The organism is Pseudomonas sp. 91RF, assembly GCF_003576265.1.
Classification (GTDB): Bacteria; Pseudomonadota; Gammaproteobacteria; order Pseudomonadales; family Pseudomonadaceae; genus Aquipseudomonas; species Aquipseudomonas kribbensis.
The window spans coordinates 50,307-68,649 of the sequence record NZ_QWFC01000023.1 but is presented as its reverse complement, the minus strand read 5'-3'; the positions used below and the strand labels follow the sequence as shown (position 1 = coordinate 68,649).

At 60.9% G+C, this 18,343-nt stretch carries 25 protein-coding genes; 19 read left to right on the top strand and 6 right to left on the bottom strand.

Going from position 1 to position 18,343, the window contains the following annotated elements; all coding sequences use genetic code 11:
• Positions 1 to 13 precede the first annotated feature (13 nt).
• From DXT77_RS10200 to DXT77_RS10175, 7 genes are all read left to right on the top strand, one after another.
• A complete protein-coding gene (locus tag DXT77_RS10200) occupies positions 14 to 586 on the top strand; it encodes a YqgE/AlgH family protein (RefSeq protein WP_119427543.1) in 573 nt (190 codons plus the stop codon).
• Positions 586 to 1,023 carry a Holliday junction resolvase RuvX gene (gene ruvX, locus DXT77_RS10195; protein ID WP_119427542.1) on the top strand — a complete coding sequence of 146 codons (438 nt, stop codon included), beginning with the start codon at positions 586 to 588 and terminating at the stop codon, positions 1,021 to 1,023. The genes DXT77_RS10200 and ruvX overlap by 1 nt, the downstream gene beginning before the upstream one ends.
• Positions 1,024 to 1,104: 81 nt before the next feature.
• The gene (pyrR, locus tag DXT77_RS10190) at positions 1,105 to 1,608 is read left to right on the top strand and encodes a bifunctional pyr operon transcriptional regulator/uracil phosphoribosyltransferase PyrR (protein ID WP_114886085.1); all 504 of its coding nucleotides are present in this window, start codon (positions 1,105 to 1,107) and stop codon (positions 1,606 to 1,608) included.
• 27 nt (positions 1,609 to 1,635) lie between these two features.
• The gene (locus DXT77_RS10185; protein WP_025109148.1) at positions 1,636 to 2,640 is read left to right on the top strand and encodes an aspartate carbamoyltransferase catalytic subunit; all 1,005 of its coding nucleotides are present in this window, start codon (positions 1,636 to 1,638) and stop codon (positions 2,638 to 2,640) included.
• Positions 2,637 to 3,908 carry a dihydroorotase gene (locus tag DXT77_RS10180; protein ID WP_119427541.1) on the top strand — a complete coding sequence of 424 codons (1,272 nt, stop codon included), beginning with the start codon at positions 2,637 to 2,639 and terminating at the stop codon, positions 3,906 to 3,908. The genes DXT77_RS10185 and DXT77_RS10180 overlap by 4 nt, the downstream gene beginning before the upstream one ends.
• A gap of 326 nt (positions 3,909 to 4,234) precedes the next feature.
• Positions 4,235 to 4,504 (top strand): hypothetical protein, encoded by a 270-nt coding sequence (locus DXT77_RS30080; protein ID WP_256662932.1) that lies wholly within the window; start codon positions 4,235 to 4,237, stop codon positions 4,502 to 4,504.
• On the top strand, positions 4,498 to 5,217 hold the full coding sequence (locus DXT77_RS10175; RefSeq protein ID WP_256662931.1) for a lipid II-degrading bacteriocin: 720 nt from the start codon (positions 4,498 to 4,500) through the stop codon (positions 5,215 to 5,217). The genes DXT77_RS30080 and DXT77_RS10175 overlap by 7 nt, the downstream gene beginning before the upstream one ends.
• Positions 5,218 to 5,739: 522 nt before the next feature.
• On the opposite strand, the gene DXT77_RS10165 is transcribed toward DXT77_RS10175, so the two are convergent.
• Positions 5,740 to 6,174 carry a TM2 domain-containing protein gene (locus tag DXT77_RS10165; protein ID WP_119427539.1) on the bottom strand — a complete coding sequence of 145 codons (435 nt, stop codon included), beginning with the start codon at positions 6,172 to 6,174 and terminating at the stop codon, positions 5,740 to 5,742.
• Between the two features lie 248 nt (positions 6,175 to 6,422).
• Between DXT77_RS10165 and DXT77_RS10160 the strand changes: the two genes are divergently transcribed.
• A complete protein-coding gene (locus tag DXT77_RS10160) occupies positions 6,423 to 7,046 on the top strand; it encodes a C40 family peptidase (RefSeq protein ID WP_085709074.1) in 624 nt (207 codons plus the stop codon).
• Between the two features lie 51 nt (positions 7,047 to 7,097).
• Here the strand turns inward: DXT77_RS10160 and DXT77_RS10155 are convergent, their stop codons facing one another.
• Complete coding sequence (locus DXT77_RS10155) at positions 7,098 to 8,132, bottom strand: type IV pilus twitching motility protein PilT (protein WP_114886090.1); 1,035 nt, start codon at positions 8,130 to 8,132, stop codon at positions 7,098 to 7,100.
• Positions 8,133 to 8,188: 56 nt separating this feature from the next.
• Here DXT77_RS10155 and DXT77_RS10150 point away from each other — a divergent pair, with 56 nt between their 5' ends.
• From DXT77_RS10150 to DXT77_RS10105, 10 genes are all read left to right on the top strand, one after another.
• Entirely contained in the window at positions 8,189 to 8,875 is a 687-nt protein-coding gene (locus tag DXT77_RS10150; protein ID WP_119427538.1) for a YggS family pyridoxal phosphate-dependent enzyme, read from the top strand.
• 23 nt (positions 8,876 to 8,898) lie between these two features.
• On the top strand, positions 8,899 to 9,717 hold the full coding sequence (proC, locus tag DXT77_RS10145) for a pyrroline-5-carboxylate reductase (RefSeq protein WP_085731569.1): 819 nt from the start codon (positions 8,899 to 8,901) through the stop codon (positions 9,715 to 9,717).
• 10 nt (positions 9,718 to 9,727) lie between these two features.
• Positions 9,728 to 10,318, top strand: coding sequence for a YggT family protein (locus DXT77_RS10140; RefSeq protein WP_085709070.1), 591 nt, complete (start codon positions 9,728 to 9,730; stop codon positions 10,316 to 10,318).
• Positions 10,315 to 10,608, top strand: coding sequence for a DUF167 domain-containing protein (locus DXT77_RS10135; RefSeq protein ID WP_119427537.1), 294 nt, complete (start codon positions 10,315 to 10,317; stop codon positions 10,606 to 10,608). Before DXT77_RS10140 ends, DXT77_RS10135 begins: the two co-directional genes overlap by 4 nt.
• A 196-nt stretch (positions 10,609 to 10,804) precedes the next feature.
• Positions 10,805 to 11,944, top strand: coding sequence for a homoserine O-acetyltransferase (locus DXT77_RS10130; RefSeq protein WP_119427536.1), 1,140 nt, complete (start codon positions 10,805 to 10,807; stop codon positions 11,942 to 11,944).
• 7 nt (positions 11,945 to 11,951) lie between these two features.
• Positions 11,952 to 12,572: a methionine biosynthesis protein MetW gene (metW, locus tag DXT77_RS10125; RefSeq protein WP_119427535.1), complete on the top strand. Its 621-nt coding sequence runs from the start codon at positions 11,952 to 11,954 to the stop codon at positions 12,570 to 12,572.
• Positions 12,573 to 12,598: 26 nt separating this feature from the next.
• Entirely contained in the window at positions 12,599 to 13,033 is a 435-nt protein-coding gene (locus DXT77_RS10120; protein WP_085580861.1) for a DUF4426 domain-containing protein, read from the top strand.
• Positions 13,030 to 13,626 (top strand): RdgB/HAM1 family non-canonical purine NTP pyrophosphatase, encoded by a 597-nt coding sequence (gene rdgB, locus DXT77_RS10115; RefSeq protein WP_085709065.1) that lies wholly within the window; start codon positions 13,030 to 13,032, stop codon positions 13,624 to 13,626. The genes DXT77_RS10120 and rdgB overlap by 4 nt, the downstream gene beginning before the upstream one ends.
• Positions 13,623 to 14,828 (top strand): radical SAM family heme chaperone HemW, encoded by a 1,206-nt coding sequence (gene hemW, locus DXT77_RS10110; protein ID WP_119427534.1) that lies wholly within the window; start codon positions 13,623 to 13,625, stop codon positions 14,826 to 14,828. Before rdgB ends, hemW begins: the two co-directional genes overlap by 4 nt.
• Before the next feature lie 20 nt (positions 14,829 to 14,848).
• Complete coding sequence (locus DXT77_RS10105; RefSeq protein WP_011336381.1) at positions 14,849 to 15,172, top strand: DUF3392 domain-containing protein; 324 nt, start codon at positions 14,849 to 14,851, stop codon at positions 15,170 to 15,172.
• Positions 15,173 to 15,302: 130 nt separating this feature from the next.
• Here the strand turns inward: DXT77_RS10105 and trmB are convergent, their stop codons facing one another.
• The 4 genes from trmB to DXT77_RS10085 form a co-directional block, all read right to left on the bottom strand.
• Positions 15,303 to 16,028: a tRNA (guanosine(46)-N7)-methyltransferase TrmB gene (gene trmB / locus DXT77_RS10100; protein ID WP_085646976.1), complete on the bottom strand. Its 726-nt coding sequence runs from the start codon at positions 16,026 to 16,028 to the stop codon at positions 15,303 to 15,305.
• Positions 16,029 to 16,037: 9 nt separating this feature from the next.
• A complete protein-coding gene (locus tag DXT77_RS10095) occupies positions 16,038 to 16,832 on the bottom strand; it encodes a thiazole synthase (protein ID WP_007953385.1) in 795 nt (264 codons plus the stop codon).
• Between the two features lie 60 nt (positions 16,833 to 16,892).
• Complete coding sequence (gene thiS / locus DXT77_RS10090) at positions 16,893 to 17,093, bottom strand: sulfur carrier protein ThiS (RefSeq protein WP_007953386.1); 201 nt, start codon at positions 17,091 to 17,093, stop codon at positions 16,893 to 16,895.
• A gap of 72 nt (positions 17,094 to 17,165) precedes the next feature.
• Entirely contained in the window at positions 17,166 to 17,546 is a 381-nt protein-coding gene (locus DXT77_RS10085) for a DUF423 domain-containing protein (RefSeq protein WP_119427533.1), read from the bottom strand.
• Positions 17,547 to 17,620: 74 nt separating this feature from the next.
• Here DXT77_RS10085 and mtgA point away from each other — a divergent pair, with 74 nt between their 5' ends.
• Positions 17,621 to 18,343, top strand: a complete 723-nt coding sequence (gene mtgA, locus DXT77_RS10080; protein WP_119427532.1) for a monofunctional biosynthetic peptidoglycan transglycosylase — start codon at positions 17,621 to 17,623, stop codon at positions 18,341 to 18,343.

Genomic DNA, 18,343 nt, shown 5'->3' with positions numbered 1-18,343 from the left:
CACACTACCGCACATGAAAAACGTCAGCCCCAGCTACCTCAAGCATCACTTCCTGATCGCCATGCCACACATGGCCGACCCGAACTTTGCCCACACCTTGACCTACATCGTCGAGCACACGGCCAATGGGGCCATGGGGCTGGTGGTCAACCGACCGCAAGAACTGAATCTGGCCGACATCCTCGAGCAACTGCGCCCGGACATCGATCCGCCAGCGCTGTGCCAGCATGTACCGATCTTCATCGGCGGCCCGGTGCAGACCGATCGCGGTTTCGTGCTGCATCCGGCGGGCAAGACCTTCCAGGCCACCGTCGAGCTGGAGGGTGACCTTGCACTGTCCACCTCGCAAGACGTGCTGTTCGCCATCGCCGACGGCGTGGGCCCGGCAAAAAGCCTGATCACCCTCGGTTACGCCGGTTGGGAAGCCGGGCAACTGGAGGCTGAAATGGCCGACAACGCCTGGCTGACCTGCCCGTACGACGCCGACATCCTGTTCAACACCAGCAGCGAACTGCGCCTGGAAGCGGCGGCCAGGCACTTGGGGATCAACCTCAACCTGCTGACCAGCCAGGCAGGGCACGCCTGATGGCCCTGCGCCTGATCCTCGGCTTCGACTACGGCACCAAACAGATCGGCGTGGCGGTCGGCCAGGTGATTACCGGCCAGGCCCGCGAACTGTGCACCTTGAAGGCGCAAAACGGCGTGCCGGACTGGAATCAGGTCGAAGCCCTGATAAAGGAATGGAAACCCGATGCCGTGGTGGTCGGCCTGCCGCTGAACATGGACGGCACGCCCAGCGAGATGTGCGTGCGCGCCGAAAAATTTGCCCGCCGCCTCAACGGCCGCTACAACCTGCCCTTCTATACCCACGACGAGCGCCTGACGACCTTCGAAGCCAAGGGCGAGCGACTGGTGCGCGGCGGACAGAAGGGCAGTTACCGCGACAACCCGGTGGATGCCATCGCTGCTGCCCTGCTGCTGCAGGGTTGGCTCGATGAAAACACCGCACTGTTTGAATCCTGACAAGCGCTACGGCGCTTTTCTTTTGGCTACAACCCGAGCCCCGGTTCGCGAGAACCGGCTCGACCCCGAGAAGGAGCAACCATGAGCCTGCCCAATCCCGCCGATCTGATCAGCCAGATGGCGACACGCCTCAAGGCGCACCTGGCCCAGCGTGGTATCAGCGAACCGCGTTACATCGGCATCCGCACCGGCGGCGTCTGGGTCGCCCAGGCCCTGCTCGAAGAGCTGGGCAGCGATGCGCCCCTGGGCACGCTGGATGTTTCCTTCTACCGCGACGACTTCAGCCAGAACGGCCTGCACCCGCAAGTGCGCCCGTCCGCCCTGCCCTTCGAAATCGAAGGCCAGCATCTGGTGCTGATCGACGACGTACTGATGAGCGGCCGGACTATCCGCGCCGCCATGAACGAACTGTTCGACTACGGCCGCCCGGCCAGCGTGACGCTGGTCTGCCTGCTGGACCTGGACGCCGGCGAACTGCCGATCCGCCCGAACGTGGTCGGCGCGACCCTGTCGCTGGCCGCCCACGAGCGGGTCAAGCTGTCCGGCCCGGAGCTGGCCCTCGAACTGCAAGACCTTGCCCTTTAATCCGCCCTATTGAGAGTCCCCTTCGCGATGACGCCTCTAGATACCAAGCGCCCGCTGCAGCTCAATGATCAGGGCCAGCTGCGCCACTTCCTCTCGCTCGACGGCCTGCGCCGCGAGTTGCTGACGGAAATCCTCGACACCGCCGACTCGTTCCTCGAAGTCGGTGCCCGGGCCGTGAAGAAGGTCCCGTTGCTGCGCGGCAAGACCGTGTGCAACGTGTTCTTCGAAAACTCCACCCGCACCCGCACCACCTTCGAACTGGCGGCCCAGCGGCTGTCGGCGGACGTGATCACCCTGAACGTGTCGACCTCGTCGGCCAGCAAGGGCGAAACCCTGCTCGACACCCTGCGCAACCTCGAAGCCATGGCCGCCGACATGTTCGTCGTGCGCCACGGTGACTCGGGCGCCGCGCACTTCATCGCCGAGCATGTCTGCCCGCAGGTGGCGATCATCAACGGCGGCGACGGCCGTCATGCCCACCCGACCCAGGGCATGCTCGACATGCTGACCATCCGTCGGCACAAGGGCAGCTTCGAAAACCTCTCGGTGGCCATCGTCGGCGACATCCTGCACTCGCGGGTGGCGCGCTCGAACATGCTCGCCCTGAAGACCCTCGGCTGCCAGGACATCCGCGTGATCGCGCCGAAAACCCTACTGCCGATCGGCATCGAGCAATACGGCGTTAAGGTCTACACCGACATGACCGAAGGCCTGAAAGACGTCGACGTGGTGATCATGCTGCGCCTGCAGCGCGAGCGCATGACCGGCGGCCTGCTGCCGAGCGAGGGCGAGTTCTACCGCCTGTTCGGCCTGACCACCGCGCGCCTGGCCGGCGCCAAGCCCGATTGCATCGTCATGCACCCGGGTCCGATCAACCGTGGCGTGGAGATCGAGTCGGCGGTGGCCGACGGCCCGCACTCGGTGATCCTCAATCAAGTCACCTACGGCATCGCGATCCGTATGGCCGTGCTGTCCATGGCCATGAGCGGACAAACCGCGCAGCGTCAATTCGAGCAGGAGAACGCCCAGTGAAGCTCAGCATTCTCGGCGCCCGCGTCATCGATCCAAGCAGCGGCCTGGATCAAATCACCGATATTCACGTTGAAGCCTGCAAGATCGTCGCCCTCGGCGCGGCACCGGCCGGTTTTACCGCCGTCGAAACCATCGACGCCCAAGGCCTTGTCGCCGCTCCGGGCCTCGTCGACCTGAACGTCGCCCTGCGCGAACCGGGCTACAGCCGCAAAGGCACCATCGCCAGCGAAACCCGCGCCGCTGCGGCCGGTGGCGTGACCAGCCTGTGCTGCCCGCCGAAGACCAGACCGGTGCTCGACACCTCCGCCGTGGCCGAGCTGATCCTCGACCGCGCCCGCGAGGCCGGCAACACCAAAGTATTCCCGATCGGCGCCCTGAGCAAAGGCCTGGACGGCGAGCAGCTGGCCGAGCTCGTTGCCTTGCGCGACGCCGGTTGCGTGGCGTTCGGCAACGGTCTGGAGAGCTTCCGCAACACCCGTACCCTGTGCCGGGCGTTGGACTACGCGGCAACCTTCGACCTGACGGTGATTTTCAACTCCCAGGATCACGACCTCGCCGACGGCGGCCTGGCCCACGAAGGCGCCACCGCCAGCTTCCTCGGCCTGCCGGGTATCCCGGAAACCGCTGAGACCGTGGCCCTGGCCCGGGACCTGCTGCTGGTCGAGCAGACCGGCGTGCGTGCGCACTTCAGTCAGCTGACCAGCGCTCGTGGCGTTGCGCTGATTGCCCAAGCCCAGGCCCGTGGCCTGAAAGTCACGGCGGATGTGGCCCTGTATCAGCTGATCCTGACGGATGAAGCGCTGATCGACTTCAGTAGCCTGTATCACGTGCAACCACCGCTGCGCACCCGCGCGGATCGCGACGGCCTGCGTGAAGCGGTGAAGTCCGGGGTGGTTTCGGCGATTTCCAGCCATCACCAGCCCCATGAGCGCGATGCCAAACTGGCACCGTTCGGCGCGACCGAGCCGGGCATCAGCAGCGTTGAACTGCTGCTGCCGCTGGCGATGACGCTGGTCGAGGATGGTCTGCTGGACCTGCCGACCCTGCTGGCACGTCTGAGCGCCGGCCCGGCCGAGGCCCTGCGCCTGCCGGCAGGCAAGCTGGCAGTGGGCGGCGCGGCGGATATCGTGCTGTTCGATCCGAAGGCTTCGACCGTGGCCGGCGAGAGCTGGCTGTCGAAGGGCGAGAACTGCCCGTTCCTCGGTCACAGCCTGCCGGGTGTAGTGCGTTACACCCTGGTGGATGGCCGGATCAGCCATCAGGCATGAAGACTGGAGGTAGCAGGCTGCAATGGCCTGCTACCTCTTGAACTTCATTTGATAGCGACAAACATCCTTATTGGAAAAGTTTCGCTCAAAGTCACTGTTCGCAACGTCAAATCTCCCTCACCGGTCTTCTGCCGTTAGATCTGCACCAAGTGGCGCAGGAAAGCGGCTACCCGCCATAAAGAAATCTCCGACGTTTTACACCCACCCTGTAAAAACAGCCGCGAAACAATCAGAAACAGCCTACAAAGTTCTCGTAGGTAACATCTACATAGAGTCATTAACATAAAACCGTCAGAAGGATAACTAATACCCACAAGGATGAGCACATGAAAAATGGACTTACGCTTCCCCCTATTATCACCAGAGGTACAACAGGAAACTCTGGCGGTTTTACAGTCGACTCCGGATTCAGATGGGGGACCTATGCAACAGCAGATTGGCAGGGCGCAGGAGAGGCCATCATCACCCATGACGGTCAAACCTATTCACTACCACTGAGCAATGGTCCCGTAATAACCTCAGCAGAAATGGATATGTTTCATGCCTGGCTTGAGATGAAATCCGGAATCCCTTCATCTATGAACTGCAAATGGTGAACAAGGCAATTAACAACGATGCTCTGGGTGGAATCCGCGACCTCTGGAGGATCACGGAAAGCGACAACTACTTATTGAACAGTTCCACCATTATCAGCCATGGTTACTTCAAGAACAAAGTCATTAACTTCAGCTTGGCTGACTCATTTGCGGCACAGCAAAAACTAAGCCCCATAGAAGCACTGATCAAAGTCGCAGCGACGGCTCCGTACAACCTGAATTACGAAACGCTCACAACCGAGCTTTCCGGAGGTACCTTCAGCCCGATCAAAGCCTTCGCTCATTATCTCTGGGGAAATGGTGAGAGGATGAGGGTCAACATCAACAACATTGGCCTGAACGTCAGAGCCAATGAACTGCCATTACTGGCAAGCTCTATTGCAAGCACTCGAGAAACTGGTACTTATTACTTGTCCGACCCCAGGATCCCTTACGCTACCATCAATGACAGCAACGTCACCGGAGCTTATCTAGGAAGAATAACGATAAAGATGGAGGGAAACTTCATCAGAGACAACACAGGATCCTGGGTTTTCGATGGCGTTATCAGAGCATATACTGACACTTATGACTTCGACGCAAGCAACAGACCAACTGCCCTTGAGTTATTAACGACAGCAGGCAGAGTATTTTCTGGAACACATTACGAAATCGACATTTTTGGTGAGCATAAAATAAGGCTAAGCGGAACTGGGTTTAATCCTGCCCAGTAAGTTTCAGCATTCTTACAGACATCCGAACGATGGAGAGCGAATGGACAGGACCTGCAGATTATTGAGATATCTATACCCGATCGTTCTCGTACTTACATCTGGCACAGGAGTGCTCGTACTAATAGAAAATCTCAAATCAGAAACTTATGACATAAGCCAGGATTCAATCAGCCTGCCCATTGGTGTGACGCTGATAATTTTCCTGACACTTGCACTAATGCACCTACTGCAGATTCTCCTATTAGGCTGGGCACACACCAACTCGCTCAGAGGTCTGTTATTAAAAATATCAGCCTACTTGATAGCGACACTATCGCTATTGATTCTGGTTGACAGGATTGTGTACTGGTCCATGCCCCATCACACCGTCATTGCAATACTTTATGGTGTCACTGCCGTTACGTTTGTCGCTTTCCAAATGCAAACCTTCGCGCAATCGAAATAGCACAGATGCAAAACCGGAAGTCGAAGGGGGGCCTGCCAGCGCACGAACTGCGCCGGCGGTTCTCCCCTCGCCATCACTTACTGAAAAGCGCCCCGCCCTTCGGCATTACGCACCGACACCTGATCATTCAGCGTCCAGAAGTCATACAGCACGCCCAGAAAGAACAACCCGCCGGTCAGCAGGTACAGCAAACCTGTGATCCACTTGCCCTGATACATCCGGTGCACGCCGAACGCACCGAGGAATGTCAGCAGAATCCACGCCACGTTGTATTCGATCGGCCCCGCCGCAAAGCGCAGGTCCGCTTCCCGGTCCATTGCCGGGATCAGGAACACGTCGATCAGCCAGCCAATCCCCAGCAGGCCGAAGGTGAAAAACCAGATCGTGCCGGTCACCGGCTTGCCGTAATAGAAGCGGTGCGACCCGGTAAAACCGAAGATCCACAACAGGTAACCGATCACCTTGCTATGGGTGTCCTTTTCCTTCACACGGGGCAGTTGATAGCGGTTCATGAAGACCTCGATACACGCGATAGATAAATTTTCTTTAATTCTTTGTGACTTTTTTACAGGTACCCGACGTACGGCAAATGCTACCTTGTGGTCCGTCAAAGCCTTATAGCACCTGACTTCTGTCCGACAATTGCGTCTATTTGCCGCTTGTTTGGTTCCGTTGCCCGCCTTTTGAATCGACCAACGGCCTCGGAAGGGACAAAAAAGCTGTTATAAAGTTGCGCGCTAACACATAAGAGCCCTGCCTAATGCGTCCATTTTTCAAGACATGGCTAACTATTTGCCTATTAATGCCACTGGCCGCCCACGCCACCAATCGTGAGCAACGTCTTCCCAACGTCAACGGCTTCACCCCCAAATCCCATGCCTCTGCTCCTTCGAACAAAGGCAAACAAACGAAACACACCACGCTCGCCAGCAAAGGTCACGGCAAGCTGGTTCCACCGATGGCGAACAAGGAAAGCAGCAACGTCCTCAGTCGTGCGGTGAACGTCCTCGGTACACCTTACCGTTGGGGCGGCAGCAGCCCGAGTAAAGGCTTCGACTGCAGCGGTCTGGTGAAATACGCGTTCAACGACGCCACGTTCGACCTGCCGCGCACCTCCAATGCCATGGCCAGCGGTCACGGCGAGAAAGTCGAGCGCAAGGATCTGAAGCCTGGCGACCTGATTTTCTTCAACATCAAGAGCCGTCGGGTCAATCACGTTGCCATCTACCTGGGCAACGACCGCTTCATCCACGCACCGCGCCGTGGCAAAGCGGTGAGCATCGATACGCTGAACAAGCCGTATTGGGAACAGCATTACGTGGTTGCCAAGCGCGTGCTGCCGAAAGAACCGGGCGGCAAGCAGATGCGCGTCGTACAGCGCTGATCCTTGCAGATCACAAAAAACGCAGCCCTCGGGCTGCGTTTTTTTTCGACACTAGAAATTATCCGGCGTTCGGGCCTTCTCCCGCGCATGCTCGCGGCTGATCAGGCCCTTGGTCACCAGATCCTTCAGGCACATGTCGAGTGTCTGCATCCCCAGCGACCCGCCGGTCTGAATCGCCGAATACATCTGCGCCACCTTGTCCTCGCGGATCAGGTTCCTGATCGCCGACGTTCCCAGCATGATCTCGTGGGCCGCCACCCGGCCGCCGCCGATCTTCTTGATCAGCGTCTGCGAGACCACGGCCAGTAACGACTCCGACAACATCGAGCGCACCATGGACTTCTCGTCCCCCGGGAACACGTCCACCACCCGATCGATGGTCTTGGCCGCCGATGTGGTGTGCAACGTGCCGAACACCAGATGCCCGGTTTCCGCAGCGGTCAGCGCCAGGCGGATGGTTTCCAGGTCGCGCATCTCACCCACCAGGATCACGTCCGGGTCTTCCCGCAGCGCCGAACGCAGTGCCGTGGCAAAACTGCGGGTATCGCGGTGGACTTCACGCTGATTGATCAGGCATTTGCGCGATTCGTGGACGAATTCGATGGGGTCTTCGATGGTCAGGATGTGGTGATGACGGTGGGTGTTGAGGTAATCGATCATCGCCGCCAGGGTGGTGGATTTCCCCGAACCGGTCGGCCCGGTCACCAGCACCAGCCCGCGCGGGGCGTCGGTGATCTTGCGAAAGACGTCGCCCATGGCGAGGTCTTCCATGCTCAGCACTTTCGACGGGATGGTGCGGAACACGGCGCCGGCGCCACGGTTCTGGTTGAAGGCGTTGACCCGGAAGCGCGCCACACCCGGTACTTCGAAGGAAAAGTCGGTTTCCAGATGTTTCTCGAACTCCACCCGCTGGGTGTCGTTCATGATGTCGTAAATCAGTTCGTGCACCTGCTTGTGATCCAGCGCCGGCAGATTGATCCGCCGCACATCGCCATCCACGCGGATCATCGGCGGCAGTCCGGCCGACAGGTGCAGGTCGGAAGCGCCCTGTTTGGCGCTGAAGGCCAGCAGTTCAGTGATATCCATAGCGTCCCTCAATTCCAGTAGAATGCCGCGAACCTTCAGACCGCTGGCGCCTCTTGATGTCCACGATAGCAGACAACATTGCCCTCGTTAGTTCACGCATTCATGCCGCCACCGCTGCCGCCGGCCGCGATGAAAACAGCGTCCAGCTGCTGGCCGTGAGCAAGACCAAACCCGCCGAAGCCCTGCGCGAAGCGTACGCGGCCGGCCTGCGCGACTTTGGCGAGAACTATCTGCAGGAAGCCTTGGGCAAACAGCTCGAACTGGCCGACCTGCCCTTGATCTGGCACTTCATCGGCCCCATTCAGTCGAACAAGACCCGCTCGATTGCCGAGCACTTCGCCTGGGTGCACTCCGTGGACCGTCTGAAAATCGCCCAACGCCTGTCCGAACAACGCCCGGCGAACCTGCCGCCACTGAACATCTGCATTCAGGTCAATGTCAGCGGTGAGGCCAGCAAGTCCGGCTGCACCCCGGCCGACCTGCCGGCGCTGGCCCAAGCCATCAGCGCCCTGCCGCGCTTGAAGTTGCGCGGGCTGATGGCGATTCCCGAGCCGACCGAAGATCGCGCCGAGCAGGATGCCGCATTCGCCGCCGTCCAGACATTGCAGGCCGGCCTCGATCTGCCGCTCGACACACTTTCCATGGGCATGAGCCACGACCTCGAGTCGGCCATTGCCCAGGGCGCCACCTGGGTCCGTATCGGTACGGCCCTGTTTGGCGCTCGCGACTACTCCCAATCTTGATGATTTCCAGATAAGGACCTGACATGAGCAACACGCGTATTGCCTTTATCGGTGCCGGCAACATGGCCGCCAGCCTGATCGGCGGCCTGCGGGCCAAGGGCCTGGAAGCCGCACACATCCGCGCCAGCGATCCGGGCGAAGAGACCCGCAACCGGGTCAGCGCCGAGCACGGCATCGAAACCTTCGCCGACAACGCCCAGGCCATCGACGGCGCCGACGTTGTCGTGCTGGCAGTCAAGCCGCAGGCCATGAAGGCCGTGTGCGAAGCGATTCGCCCGAGCCTGAAACCGAATCAACTGGTGGTGTCCATCGCCGCCGGCATCACCTGCGCCAGCATGACTGCATGGCTTGGCGAGCAGCCGATCGTGCGTTGCATGCCCAACACCCCGGCGCTGCTGCGTCAGGGCGTCAGCGGTCTGTACGCCACCGGCGAAGTCAGCGCCGAACAGCGCCAGCAGGCTGAAGAGCTGCTGTCCGCCGTGGGCATCGCCCTGTGGCTGAACGAAGAGCAGCAACTGGACGCGGTCACCGCTGTCTCCGGTTCCGGCCCGGCCTACTTCTTCCTGCTGATCGAAGCCATGACCGCCGCCGGCGTCAAACTCGGCCTGCCGAAGGAAACCGCCGAGCAACTGACCCTGCAAACTGCGCTGGGCGCCGCGCACATGGCGGTTTCCAGCGACGTCGACGCCGCCGAACTGCGCCGCCGCGTGACCTCGCCAGCGGGCACCACGGAAGCCGCAATCAAATCGTTCCAGGCCGGCGGCTTCGAAGCCCTGGTGGAAAAAGCACTCGGCGCCGCCGCGCACCGCTCGGCCGAGATGGCCGAACAACTGGGCAAATAAGGAGCCTTACATGATTGGATTGAACACCGCAGCGGTCTACGTGCTGCAAACCCTCGGCAGCCTGTACCTGCTGATCGTGCTGCTGCGTTTCGTCCTGCAACTGGTACGGGCGAACTTCTACAACCCGCTGTGCCAGTTCGTGGTCAAGGCCACCCAGCCGTTGCTCAAGCCACTGCGCCGGATCATCCCGAGCCTGTTCGGCCTCGACATGTCCTCGCTGGTGCTGGCAATCCTCGTACAACTGGCACTGATGGCACTGACCCTGCTGCTGACCTACGGCACCACCGGCAACCCGCTGCAACTGTTCATCTGGTCGATCATCGGCGTGACCGCGCTGTTCCTGAAGATTTTCTTCTTCGCCCTGATCATCAGCGTGATCCTGTCGTGGGTCGCTCCGGGCAGCCATAACCCGGGTGCCGAACTGGTCAACCAGATCTGCGAACCGGCCCTGGCGCCGTTCCGCCGCTTCCTGCCGAGCATGGGCGGCCTGGACCTGTCGCCGATCTTCGCCTTCCTCGCGCTGAAGCTGATCGACATGCTGGTGATCAACAACCTCGCGGCGATGACGATGATGCCGGAAATCCTGCGCCTGTTGATGTGAGCTGGTTCCGTTGGGACGGGGACGACCTGATCCTCGAGTGTCACCTGCAACCGGCAGCCCGCAGCGATGACTTCGCCGGGCTGCACGGTGATCGCCTTAAAATCCGCCTGACCGCGCCGCCGGTCGAGGGCAAGGCCAATGCCTATCTGATGGGGTTTCTGGCCAAGGCATTCGGGGTTTCCAAGAGTCAGGTGAGTCTGATCAGTGGTGAGTTGAACCGGCAGAAGCGGGTGAAGATCTGCTCGCCGAAGAAGTTGCCGGATTTGCCTGATTTGGCGCGTCCAGCCTGATCCACCGAGTCGTCTCATTCGCGAGCAGGCTCGCTCCCACATTAGATCTGTGTTCAATACAAATCCCCTGTGGGAGCGAGCCTGCTCGCGAATGGCCGCACCTCGATCAAGAGCGAACCAATCAGGCCTGATCGTTGCTTGCCGCTGGGGGCAGCGGTCTTTAGACTTACGCCTCATTTCAACGAGAGCAGGGTCGATGCCAGCTGCCTTTCCCCCCGATTCTGTTGGTCTGGTGACGCCGCAAACGGCGCACTTCAGCGAACCGCTGGCCCTGGCCTGCGGCCGTTCGCTGGCCGCTTATGACCTGATCTACGAAACCTACGGCACGCTGAACGCGCAAGCGAGCAACGCCGTGTTGATCTGCCACGCCTTGTCCGGCCACCACCATGCCGCTGGTTATCACAGCGTCGACGACCGCAAGCCCGGTTGGTGGGACAGCTGCATCGGCCCCGGCAAACCGATCGACACCAACAGGTTCTTCGTGGTCAGCCTGAACAACCTCGGTGGTTGCAACGGCTCCACCGGCCCGAGCAGCCTCAACCCGGACACCGGCAAGCCGTTCGGCGCCGATTTCCCGGTACTGACCGTGGAAGACTGGGTGCACAGCCAGGCGCGCCTCGCCGACCTGCTCGGCATCGGCCAGTGGGCCGCGGTGATCGGCGGCAGCCTCGGCGGCATGCAGGCGCTGCAATGGACCATCACCTATCCGGATCGCGTTCGCCACTGCCTGGCCATCGCCTCGGCCCCCAAGTTGTCGGCGCAGAACATCGCCTTCAACGAAGTGGCGCGCCAGGCGATTCTCACCGACCCGGAATTCCACGGCGGCTCGTTCCAGGAACAAGGCGTGATCCCCAAGCGCGGTCTGATGCTGGCGCGGATGGTCGGGCACATCACCTACCTGTCCGACGACTCCATGGGCGAGAAATTCGGCCGTGGACTGAAGAGCGAAAAACTCAACTACGACTTCCACAGCGTCGAGTTCCAGGTCGAAAGTTACCTGCGCTATCAGGGCGAAGAGTTCTCCGGGCGCTTCGATGCCAACACCTATCTGTTGATGACCAAGGCGCTGGACTACTTCGATCCGGCGGCGAACTTCGACGATAACCTGGCGAAAACCTTCGAAGGTGCGAAAGCCAAGTTCTGCGTGATGTCGTTCACCACCGACTGGCGCTTCTCCCCGGCCCGCTCGCGGGAACTGGTGGACGCACTGATGGCTGCGCGCAAGGACGTCAGCTACCTGGAAATCGACGCACCCCAGGGCCACGACGCCTTCCTGATTCCGATCCCGCGTTATTTGCAGGCGTTCGGCAATTACATGAACCGAATTACGGTGTGAACTAGCCATGAGAGCTGATCTGGAAATCATCCAGGAATGGATCCCCGCCGGCAGCCGCGTGCTCGACCTCGGTTGCGGTGACGGCGAGTTGCTGACCTGGCTGCGCGACCACAAGCAGGTCACCGGTTATGGCCTGGAAAACGACCCGGACAACATTGCCGAGTGCGTGGCCAATGGCATCAACGTCATCGAACAGGACCTGGACAAGGGCCTGGGCAACTTCGCCAGCAACAGCTTCGACGTGGTCGTGATGACCCAGGCCCTGCAGGCCGTGCACTACCCGGACAAGATCCTCGACGAAATGCTGCGGGTCGGTCGCCAGTGCATCATCACCTTCCCCAACTTCGGCCACTGGCGCTGCCGCTGGTACCTGGCGAGCAAGGGCCGGATGCCGGTGTCCGAGTTCCTGCCGTACACCTGGTACAACACGCCGAACATTCACTTCTGCACCTTCGAAGACTTTGAAGAACTTTGTCGCGAACGTGAGGCGAAGGTCATTGATCGGCTTGCCGTGGATCAACAGCACCGCCACGGGTGGGCCAGTAAGCTATGGCCTAATCTGTTAGGTGAGATCGGTATCTACCGCGTCAGCAGCCCGGGGCTGCAGGATCACAAAATCGCGGTCTGAACCACGACATTGCGAGGAGAACGAACATGGGACGCCTGATTACCACGCTGTTGGCCGCCTGCCTGAGCCTGTCGGCCGTGGCAGCCGATGCCATCAAGAGCGAGCGCCAGGAAACCTTCGGCGACGTGACGGTGCACTACAACACTTTCAACTCGACCTACCTGCAACCGGACATCGCCAAGGCTGCCGAGCTGATCCGCAGCAAGAATCAGGGCGTGATCAATGTCTCGGTGATCAAGGACGGCAAGCCGCTGATCGCCAATGTCACCGGCACGGTGAAAGATCTGACCAGCCAGACCGTGACCCTGAATTTCCGCCAGGTCACCGAACAGGGCGCGATCTATTACATCGCCCAGTACCCGGTGGAACAGCAGGAAACCCGCACCTTTGAAATCAAGGTGCAGAACGGTGACAAGATCAACACCATCAATTTCAACCAAGAGCTTTTCCCCGGCGAATGATGAACCTCAAGCAACTCGTACTGGCCAGCCATAACGCCGGCAAACTCAAGGAACTCCAGGCCATGCTCGGCGAATCGGTGCAATTGCGCTCGATCGGCGAGTTCAGCAGCGTGGAGCCGGAAGAAACCGGTCTGTCGTTCGTCGAGAACGCGATCCTCAAGGCCCGCAATGCCGCACGCATCTCCGGGCTGCCGGCGCTGGCCGACGATTCGGGGCTGGCGGTGGATTTCCTCGGCGGTGCGCCGGGCATCTACTCCGCGCGCTACGCCGACGGCAAGGGCGACGCGGCGAACAACGCCAAACTGCTCGACGCCTTGAAGGATGTGCCTGAAGCCGAGCGCGGCGCACAGTTCGTCTGCGTGCTGGCGCTGGTGCGTCACGCTGACGACCCGCTGCCGATCCTCTGCGAAGGCCTGTGGCACGGGCGCATCCTGACCGCCGCCAGCGGCGAGCACGGTTTCGGCTACGACCCGCTGTTCTGGGTGCCGGAGCGTAACGTGTCCAGCGCCGAGCTGAGCCCGAGCGACAAGAACCAGATCAGCCACCGCGCCCGTGCAATGGATCTGCTGCGCCAGCGTCTGGGCTTGAAATGACCCGTGATTCTTCTGCGTCGCCACTGATCGTCGGTGGCGCCGCCTCCTCGCCTCGCGCGCCGTTGCCGACGCTGCCGCCCCTGGCGCTGTACATCCACATCCCGTGGTGTGTGCGCAAATGCCCGTATTGCGACTTCAACTCCCACACCGCCAGCCCGGTGCTGCCGGAACAGGAATACGTCGACGCGCTGCTCTCCGACCTGGATCAGGATCTGCACGCGGTGTACGGCCGTGAGTTGAGTTCGATCTTCTTTGGTGGCGGCACGCCGAGCCTGTTCAGTGCCGAAGCATTGGGCCGCTTGCTGGAAGGCGTGAAACAACGCATCCCGTTTGCCGATGACATCGAAATCACCCTGGAAGCCAACCCCGGAACCTTCGAACAAGAGAAGTTCGTCGCCTACCGCAAACTGGGGATCAATCGCCTGTCGATCGGTATCCAGAGCTTCCAGCAGGAAAAGCTCAAGGCCCTCGGCCGCATCCACAACGGCGACGAAGCGGTGCGTGCCGCCGGCATGGCGCGCCAGGCCGGGTTCGATAACTTCAACCTCGACTTGATGCACGGCTTGCCGGACCAGTCGCTGGACGATGCCCTGAGCGATCTGCGCCAGGCCATCGAGCTGAAGCCGACGCACATTTCCTGGTATCAACTGACACTGGAGCCGAACACCGTGTTCTGGAACCAGCCGCCGGTGCTGCCGGAAGACGACACGTTGTGGGACATTCAGGAAGCCGGACAGGCGCTGCTGGCCGAACACGGTTACGCGCAATACGAAGTTTCCGCTTACGCCCAACCGGGTCGTCCGGCGCGGCATAACCTCAACTACTGGAGTTTCGGCGACTTCATCGGCATCGGTGCCGGCGCCCACGGCAAGCTCAGCCATCCGGACGGGCGCATCGTGCGCACCTGGAAGACGCGCTTGCCGAAGGACTACCTCAACCCGGCCAAAAGCTTCCAGGCCGGCGAGAAAGCTCTGACCAACGACGAGATGCCCTTCGAGTTCCTGATGAACGCCCTGCGACTGACTGCCGGCGTCGAATCACGCCTGTACCCCGAGCGCACCGGCCTGCCGCTGGAAAGCCTCGACGAACACCGCCGTGAGGCCGAACAAAGCGGTCTGTTGCAGGTCGAACCGTCACGTCTGGCGGCCACCGAGCGCGGACAACTCTTTCTCAACGATTTGCTGCAGAAATTTCTGAGCTGAATGGCTCCCGGGGAAACCGCATGGATTTGATACTCGACCTGCTCGCCACTGTCTCCCGCTGGAGCCGCAGCAATCTCTCGGAAATCGCGCTGGCCCTGGTGGGCTGCCTGCTGGTGCTGTTCGGCGCCGACTTCAAAGGCTGGGTCGAGCAACGCCTGGGCAGCATCGCCGGCGCCCTGCGCGTCCCGCTGATGGCCCTGCTGTGCATGATCGGCAGCGGCGCGGCGCTGATCTACGCCACACCTTGGGTAGTGAAAGGGCTGAGCCAGTTCAACAACTACAGTCTGGCGCCGGTGCTGTTGGTGGTGCTCGTTTTGATCGGCGTGGTCGCCGACCGCCGCTGATTTTCAGCACACACAAAACAACTGTGAGAGCGAGCCTGCTCGCGATAGCGATTTAACATTCAACATCATCGTTGACTGTAAGACCGTTATCGCGAGCAGGCTCGCTCCCACATTAGGTTCTGCGTAAGGCTTAAGCGAGTTTCTCGAACTTCAGATCCCAAACGCCATGCCCAAGACGTTCGCCACGGCGTTCGAACTTGGTGATCGGACGTTCGGCCGGGCGTGGCACGCACTTGCCGTCTTCGGCGAGGTTGCGATAGCCCGGGGCGACGTTCATCACTTCCAGCATGTATTCGGCGTACGGTTCCCAGTCGGTGGCCATGTGCAGAATGCCGCCGACTTTCAGCTTGCTGCGCACCAGTTCAGCGAAGGACGCTTGAACGATGCGGCGCTTGTGGTGACGGCTCTTGTGCCACGGGTCCGGGAAGAACAGCATCAGGCGATCGAGGCTGTTGTCGGCGATGCAGCGGTTGAGCACCTCGATCGCGTCGCAATCGTAGACCCGCAGGTTGGTCAGGCCCTGGGTCAGTACGCCATTGAGCAGCGCGCCGACACCCGGACGGTGAACCTCGACACCGATGAAATCCTGTTCCGGCGCAGCGGCTGCCATTTCCAGCAGCGAGTGGCCCATGCCGAAACCGATCTCCAGCGAACGCGGCGCGGAGCGGCCGAACACCTGATCGTAATCCACCGGCGCATCGGCCAGCGGCAGGACGAACTTAGGCGCGCCCTGATCCAGGCCGCGCTGCTGGCCTTCGGTCATGCGCCCGGCGCGCATCACAAAACTCTTGATGCGGCGGTGTTGGCGCTCGTCGCCTTCTTCCGTCTGGATTGGCGTGTCGTTCGATTCAGTCATCAATAGCTCTTACTTGATCAGACCATCCAGCGGCGAAGAGGCGCTGGCATAGAGTTTTTTCGGCATGCGGCCGGCGAGGTAGGCCAGGCGGCCCGCGACGATCGCGTGTTTCATGGCTTCGGCCATCATGATCGGCTGCTGGGCGTGGGCGATGGCCGAGTTCATCAGCACGGCGTCACAGCCCAGTTCCATGGAGATGGTGGCGTCGGAAGCGGTACCGACACCGGCATCCACCAGCACCGGGATCTTGGCTTCTTCGAGGATGATCTGCAGGTTGTACGGGTTGCAGATCCCCAGGCCCGAGCCGATCAGACCGGCCAGCGGCATCACCGCGATGCAGCCGATTTCCGCCAGTTGCCGGGCGATGATCGGGTCATCACTGGTGTAAACCATCACGTCGAAACCTTCCTTGACCAGCACTTCGGCGGCCTTGAGGGTTTCGATCACGTTGGGGAACAGGGTTTTCTGGTCGGCCAGCACTTCCAGCTTCACCAGGTTGTGGCCATCGAGCAGCTCACGGGCCAGGCGGCAGGTGCGCACGGCTTCGACCGCGTCGTAGCAGCCGGCAGTGTTCGGCAGGAAGGTGTAGCGATCCGGCGACAGCACTTCGAGCAGGTTCGGCTCGCCTTCGATCTGGCCCAGGTTGGTGCGGCGCACCGCGAAGGTGACGATCTCGGCACCCGAGGCTTCGATGGCCAGGCGGGTTTCTTCCATGTCACGGTACTTGCCGGTACCGACCAGCAAACGCGACTGGTAAGTACGACCGGCCAGAACGAAAGGCTTGTCGCTACGAACGATGCTCATGGGAAATCCTCTGTTGGGGTGAGGGTCTTGCAGAATTCTCGGCCCATGCAGGCCGGACGGCTAGCCGCCGCCGATGGCGTGCACCACTTCGACGTTGTCGCCGTCATTCAAAGTGGTGTCGGCGTGCTGGCTGCGCGGGACGATATCCAGATTGAGTTCGACCGCGACGCGGCGTCCGGTCAGGTCCAGACGGGTCAGCAGGGCCGCAACGGTTTCACCGTCGGGCAGTTCAAAGGATTCACCGTTCAACTGAATGCGCATGCGCAACGCCGCCATCACTTTTTAGGGGGTGGCATTCTAGCCCGATCATGACCTAAAGGTCAGCACCAAGCGTCAAGCGGTTGGCTGCAGGCGCCAGGCGGCGAGTCCGAGGCACAGCCAGCCGATCAGGAACGCCAGACCACCGAACGGAGTGATGATGCCGAGCTTGCCGATACCGATCGTGGTCAGCAGGTACAGACTGCCGGAGAACAGCAGGATGCCGATGCTGAACGAAATGCCGGCCCAGGCGACCAGACGCCCCTGAAGCTGCGTGGCCAGCAGCGCCACACCGAACAGCGCCAGCGCGTGCACCAGTTGATAGGTGACGCCGGTATGGAAGATCGCGAGGTACTCTGGGGTCAGGCGGTTTTTCAGGCCATGGGCGGCGAATGCGCCGAGGCCGACACCGGTGAAACCAAAGAAGGCAGCCAGCATCAGAAAGCTACGCAGCATGTAGAACTCCACTCAGACTCGATCGGCAGGGTCTGTATAATGGCCCGCTCAACCGGTTCGGCCAAGCCATCTCTATGCTGCGTTTATTTCTCCGTCGTTTCACGAAGGCCCTGCTCTGGTTCGCGGGCGGCAGCGTATTGCTGGTGTTGGTGTTTCGCTTTGTGCCACCGCCGGGCACGGCGCTGATGGTCGAGCGCAAGATCGAATCCTGGGTCGACGGCGAGCCGATCGATCTGCAACGCACCTGGAAGCCGTGGGACGAGATCTCCGATGACCTGAAGGTCGCGGTGATTGCCGGCGAAGACCAGAAATTCCCCGAGCATTGGGGTTTTGACCTGAGTGCAATCAAGGCCGCACTGGCCCACAACGAACTCGGCGGTTCGATTCGCGGTGCCAGCACCCTGAGCCAGCAAGTGTCGAAGAACCTGTTTCTGTGGTCCGGCCGCAGCTATCTGCGTAAAGGTCTTGAGGCGTGGTTTACTGCACTGATAGAAGTGTTCTGGCCCAAGCAGCGGATTCTTGAGGTGTATCTGAACAGTGTCGAGTGGGATGACGGCGTGTTTGGCGCTGAGGCGGCGGCAAGGCATCACTTTGGCGTAAGCGCCAGGTCGTTGTCGCGGCAGCAGGCGAGTTATCTGGCGGCCGTACTGCCCAATCCCCGGGTCTGGAGCGCCAGTCACCCGACTTCCTATGTTTCGCGCCGGGCCGGCTGGATTCGCCAGCAGATGAGCCAGCTGGGTGGCGACAGCTATCTGCTGACACTCGATGATTCACGCCGCGCACCCTGGGCCCAATGA